The organism is Deinococcota bacterium (assembly GCA_030858465.1).
GTDB lineage: Bacteria > Deinococcota > Deinococci > Deinococcales > Trueperaceae > JALZLY01.
The window spans coordinates 1-3,764 of sequence record JALZLY010000364.1 but is presented as its reverse complement, the minus strand read 5'-3'; the positions used below and the strand labels follow the sequence as shown (position 1 = coordinate 3,764).

The window sequence follows — 3,764 nt, the reverse complement described above, 5'->3', positions numbered from 1 at the left end:
CGAGTCAGCCTCGTTACGACCCCAGCTATGAAAGCGCTGATACGGCGCCAGGGTCACAAACTCCCTGTCGCGGCGGGTTAGACTGAGAAAAACTCAGCACCTGAAAGGAAACGCTAATGAACGCAGTGCAAAGGCTGACACGCACGGATAGGGGCGCAGGGCTCCGGCTGGCAGCCCTCATTATGATCCTGGCCCTCTCCGGCGCCCTAGCGCAGGAGGTCGAGGTCGAGCGGGACGGCCTGCCGGTAGAGGCTTGGACCGTCACCGCCAGCGAGGCCGAAGGGGAAGTCGAAAACGCCGTAGATAGCGACCCGAGCACGGTCTGGACCGCCGCGGGCGACGCCGGCAGCTACATCGAGGTCGACCTGGGTGAAGCCGCCAATGTTACCCGCGTCCACTGGCTGACGGGCGGGGACGCCGATACCTACCCCGCGGACTTCCGCGTCGAGGTCTCCAGCGACGGCGAAGATTGGGAGATCGTCGCCGAAACTGGGGAGGCGGTTTATGAGGTCTTCGAGGGCGTTTTGCAGGTCATCTTTGAGCCCGTCGAAGCGCGGCAGGTGAGGATCAGCCTGGCCGCCGAGCAGCGCGGCCTGAGCTTGAGCGAGCTCTATATCTACGAAGAGGGCCAGCCCGTCACCGTGCGCATCGAGAACTTCGACTACCTTCCCGACGTGCTGGTGGCGGAAGGCACCACCGTCACCTGGATCCAGATCGACGCGGCGCCCCACACCGTCACCGAGGGGCCGCCCGGCAAACCCGCCGAGGAGCGCGTCTTCGACTCGAGCGGCCAGGCCGAGGGTGACTACGAAGAGATGTTCCCCGGCGACACCTACTCGTTTACCTTCGAAGAGGCCGGCGACTACGAGTACCACTGCATCCCCCACCCCTATATGAGGGGCAGGGTGGTGGTGGTGACGTTCTAGTCGGGCACCGGCGGTTTTCAGATATTAGCGACTGTGCCATCCCCCTGCCCCCCTTGATAAGGGGGTGGCGAAGCCGGGGGATCAGCAGGGGATCGGGAGAAAGGAGCGAACACCATGACAGCCAAAACCATGCTAGGGCTCGTGCTACTGCTGCTTCTCGCTTGGCAGGGTGCCGGCGCGCAGACGCTGGAGATGTGGACGAGTTCGGGTGAGGACCGGGCGTACTACCAGGCGATGGCGGAACGGTACCGCGAGGAGATCGATCCGGATTTTGCCTTGACCGTCAACGCCTACGGCTTCCAGGAGATGCCGGACCGGCTTTCGGTCGCCATCCGCACCGGTCAGAATACTCCCGACATCGTCCAGCTCGAGGAAAACTTCCTGGGCATCTACCTGGGTGAGGAGCAGGTGCCCTTCGCGGACCTGAGCGAGCGCGTGCGCGAGGCGGGCTTAGGCGAGACGATCGTCGAGGCGCGCCTCGAGCTCTTCAGCTACGGCGGCGCCGTCTACGGGATTCCGCAGTCGCTCTCGGCGGTCGTCCTCTACTACCGCCACGACCTCTTCGAGGAGCGCGGCGTCGATGCCGAGGACATCGAGACCTGGGACGACTTCGTCGAGGTCGGCCAGCGGCTGACGGGCGACCGTGACGGCGAGTACATGATCGCGCTGGACCCCTCCTACTGGGGCATCCTCATGCGCCAGCGCGGTGTCGATGCCTACGACGCCGAGGGCAACTTGCAGGTAAGCTCGGACATCGCCGTAGACACCCTCGAGTGGCTCGTCGGCCTCGAGGAGCAGGGCCTCGCCACCGAGCCGCCGCGCGGCACCATCTTCGACCCGCCCTTTCTCACCCAGATGCTGGCGGGCGACCAGGTCCTCACCGTCATCGGGGCGGACTGGTTCGGGCTCGACTTCTTGAGGGGCATCACCCCGCAGATGGCGGGGCAGTGGCGCGCCATGCCCCTGCCCCGCTGGCCGGACGACCCCGAGGGCCGCCGCACCAGTTCCTTTTCCGGCCTGGGCCTGCTCATCTTCGGAGACAGCCCGCACACGGACGAGGCCTGGGGCTTTATCGAGTACGTGACCACCTCGACTGAGGCCAACGTCGAACGCTACTTCGGGGCGACCAGCTTCACCGCCTACCGCCCCGCCTGGGAGGACGAGCGCCTTTACCAGCCCGACGACTACTTCGCGGGCCAGTCCTTAGCGGCGCTCTTGCGCGAGGTGGCGGACGAGGTTCCCGTCCAGCACCAGGCGCCCGGCCGGGCCAGGCTGCTGAGCCTCTGGAACGACAGCTACTGGCCCGCGGTCATCGGCGGCAGGCAGGCTCCGGCAGAAGCGCTGGAGGCCCTGGCTCGCGACCTGCAGCGCTGAACAGCGCCCTCACCCCTCCAGGACAGGGTCATGAACACGTGTCAAGCGGAGACCCCTTTCTTAACCTCGCCGACACGGGTCACCTTGGCCGTCCCCTTGCCAACGGGGCAGGGGAGATGAAAGGGCGCCAACCCTCTTGAACGCTTTGCCCAAAGCCATCAGGGCGGGGGCGCGCAGGCGTCCCCCCTACCTCCTCCTGGCGCCCTTTTTTCTGCTCTACCTGGTCTTTTGGCTGGTGCCTTTGGGCTACGGGGCGCTGCTCAGCCTCTACGGCGACGCCATCTCCGGCAGGGGCGACTACCTGGGCCTGGCGCACTACCTCAGCCTGCTGGGTGACGGCCGCTTTCACCGCGCCCTCTTGAATACCGGCCTCTACGCGGGCGGGGTGCTGGTGACGGTGGTCCCGCTGGCGCTCGCCCTGGCGCTCGCCCTGGCCGCCGTCCCCTACCGGCTGCGCGAGGTCTTTCAGTTCATGCTGCTGCTCCCCGGCCTGGTCGCTCCGGCGGTCTTGGCGATTCTCTTCTTGCTGGTCTTCAGCGGCCCCTACGGGCTTCTCAACACCGTGCTGCTGGCGCCCTTCGGCTCGCCCGACCTGGACTGGCTCCGGGACCCGCTGCTGATCAGGGTGGGGCTCGTCATTCAGGCGCTGTGGCGCTGGACCGGGCTCATCGCCTTCTTTCTGGCGGCCGGGCTCGGCAGCCTGCCCAGGCGCTACTACGACGTAGCCGAGTTGGAGGGCTCGAGCGGCCTCCAGACGCTGCGCTACGTCACCCTGCCGCTCCTCCGCCCCATCCTCGCCTTCGTGGGGCTGGTGCTCGTCTTCGACGCCTTTGTGCTCTTCAGCGGCGCCTATGTCCTGCTGGGCGGCTCCGGCGGGCCGCAGGACGCGGGCCTGCTCCTGGTCACCTACATCTACCTGACCGCCTTCTCGTTCGGTGACTTCTCCTACGCCGCCGCCATGAGCTACGCGCTCATCCCCCTCCTGGCCCTCTTCGTCTTTCTCTTCATGCGCTATAAGAGCAGCCCGCTGATGCGTGGTTCCTAGCGTGGCAAGGCTGCACTACCCCCGCTTCCGGCGGCGTCACGGGCGCGAGATTGCCGCCACGCTGGCCCTGCTCGTGGCGAGCGGCTTTCTGGCCTTTCCGGTGGTGTGGATGGCGCTGGCCGGCTTCAAGACGAACCCGGAAATCTACCAGCCCCTCCGCCTCCTGCCGACAAGCTTCGACCTCTCTTACTACCGGCAGCTCCTGGGGGGCGAGTGGATTCCCTACTACCGGCAGTACGGCAACGCTCTCGTCATCGCGGGTGGCCAGACGGTGCTGGTGCTGGGCCTGGCGAGCGCCGCGGCCTTTGTCTTCGCGGGCTACCGCTTTCCCCTCAGGTCCCTGCTCTACGCGCTGGCCCTCACCGTCATCCTGGTCCCCCAGCAGGCCCTGGTGGTGCCCCTCTTCGAGTGGCTCATCC

General features: G+C 66.6%; 4 protein-coding genes. All 4 read left to right on the top strand.

The genetic code is table 11. The features are described from left to right. Nucleotides 1-116 precede the first annotated feature (116 nt). On the top strand, nucleotides 117-926 hold the full coding sequence (locus M3498_17730; GenBank protein MDQ3461107.1) for a discoidin domain-containing protein: 810 nt from the start codon (nucleotides 117-119) through the stop codon (nucleotides 924-926). A 114-nt stretch (nucleotides 927-1,040) separates the two neighbouring features. Beyond that, the gene (locus M3498_17725) at nucleotides 1,041-2,300 is read left to right on the top strand and encodes an extracellular solute-binding protein (protein MDQ3461106.1); all 1,260 of its coding nucleotides are present in this window, start codon (nucleotides 1,041-1,043) and stop codon (nucleotides 2,298-2,300) included. A gap of 145 nt (nucleotides 2,301-2,445) precedes the next feature. Next, on the top strand, nucleotides 2,446-3,345 hold the full coding sequence (locus M3498_17720; GenBank protein MDQ3461105.1) for a sugar ABC transporter permease: 900 nt from the start codon (nucleotides 2,446-2,448) through the stop codon (nucleotides 3,343-3,345). Between the two features lies 1 nt (nucleotide 3,346). Further along, nucleotides 3,347-3,764 (top strand): hypothetical protein (locus tag M3498_17715; protein MDQ3461104.1); only part of this gene is annotated, 418 nt, incomplete at its 3' end.

Bases quoted from the DNA above. Each gene is read 5' to 3' on its own strand.
- M3498_17725 (MDQ3461106.1), top strand. From the start codon at position 1,041: ATGACAGCCAAAACCATGCTAGGGCTCGTGCTACTGCTGCTTCTCGCT.
- M3498_17730 (MDQ3461107.1), top strand. From the start codon at position 117: ATGAACGCAGTGCAAAGGCTGACACGCACGGATAGGGGCGCAGGGCTC.